General features: G+C 71.5%; 3 protein-coding genes. All 3 read left to right on the top strand.

All coding sequences use genetic code 11. The features are described 5' to 3' along the window. Positions 1-127 precede the first annotated feature (127 nt). On the top strand, positions 128-424 hold the full coding sequence (locus VF202_13880; GenBank protein HEX7041202.1) for a hypothetical protein: 297 nt from the start codon (positions 128-130) through the stop codon (positions 422-424). Positions 425-495: 71 nt separating this feature from the next. Then, positions 496-900, top strand: a complete 405-nt coding sequence (locus tag VF202_13875; GenBank protein HEX7041201.1) for a hypothetical protein — start codon at positions 496-498, stop codon at positions 898-900. A 3-nt stretch (positions 901-903) separates the two neighbouring features. After that, positions 904-1216: hypothetical protein (locus tag VF202_13870; protein HEX7041200.1), on the top strand; the 313-nt coding region annotated here is incomplete at its 3' end.

The following is a 1216-nucleotide window of genomic DNA, read 5'->3' as shown; positions in this document are numbered from 1 at the left end:
CGAATCACCGCCCGTCCGCCGCCGCCGAGCACCTGAGCCCCGACAGCGAGAGCGCCGCGGCCATCCTCAGCCGCATGGCGTCCGGCGTCGTGGTCGAGGTCAGGGGCAGGGACGAGAGGCTGCCGCGGTGACCCTCGAGCTACCCTGGCCACCCACCGCGAACAACCTCCACGCCGTCGTCCGCGGCCGCAAGGTCCTCAGCCGCAAAGGCCGCGAGTACCGCGCCCAAGCCGCCGCGCAGCTCGCAATGCAAGCCGCTCCACGCCTCGGCTACGCCAGCGAAAAGGCCGCCATCGACGCCCTCGTCTACGCCGGCGTCCTCCACGACGACAGCCAGATCGACCGCCTGACCATCGTCCGCGCCGAGCCGCGCGCCGGGGGCGCGCTCACAGTCACGATCGAGGAGATACCAGGGGACCCATGACCAGCACATCTGCTACGCTGACCACAGCACCGCCCCTCCGGGGCGCACGATCCCCCGCGAAGGAGGCGGCGGTGCGCATCGTCATCCCAGGCAGGCCACAAGCCAGAGAACGCAACGGCGACGGCCGAGACAACCGCCCCGCAGCCGCGTACCTCGACGCCGTCCGTAACGCCGCACGCGAACACGGCCTCGGCCGCCGCGGCCACCCCCTCGTCCCGCACGGGCACGTGCACGTCGACCTCCTCCTCGTCTACACCAGCGACCAGAACCTCCCACCGACCAGCTGGCCAGCCCAGAGCATCCCCAACGCAGACACCGCCGCGACCCTCGTCCTCAAGGCCCTCACCGGCCTCGCCTGGACTCATGCCACCCAGGCCAATCCGCTCGTCACCACCAGGCGCGTCATCACGCCCGCCGAGAGCCGCCAGCTCTACGGGTCGATCGACGGCGCCACGATCATCACGCTTGGGGCCTGAACCGTGGCCCGCCGGCGCTCAAAGCCCACACCCAAAAAGCTCGCCCGGTTCCTCGAGGACCTGGCCGAGACGGGCAACGTCGTGCTCAGCGCCGAGATGGGCAACCTCGACAGGCGCGCCCTCTACCGGCTGCGCAAGGACGACGACGAGTTCGCGCGGGCGTGGGACGAGGCAGTGGAGCAGGCCGCGGACCACCTCGAGGCCGAGGCGCGGCGCCGCGCGCTCGAGGGCGTGGAGCGAAAGCAGTTCACGCAGCGCGGCGACCCGATCATCGACCCGGCGACCGGCAAGCACTACGTCGAGCGCGCGTACAGCG

The organism is Trueperaceae bacterium (assembly GCA_036381035.1).
Lineage (GTDB): Bacteria > Deinococcota > Deinococci > Deinococcales > Trueperaceae > DASRWD01.
The sequence above is the reverse complement of the archived record's forward strand: the minus strand, read 5'-3'. Positions and strand labels throughout refer to the sequence as shown.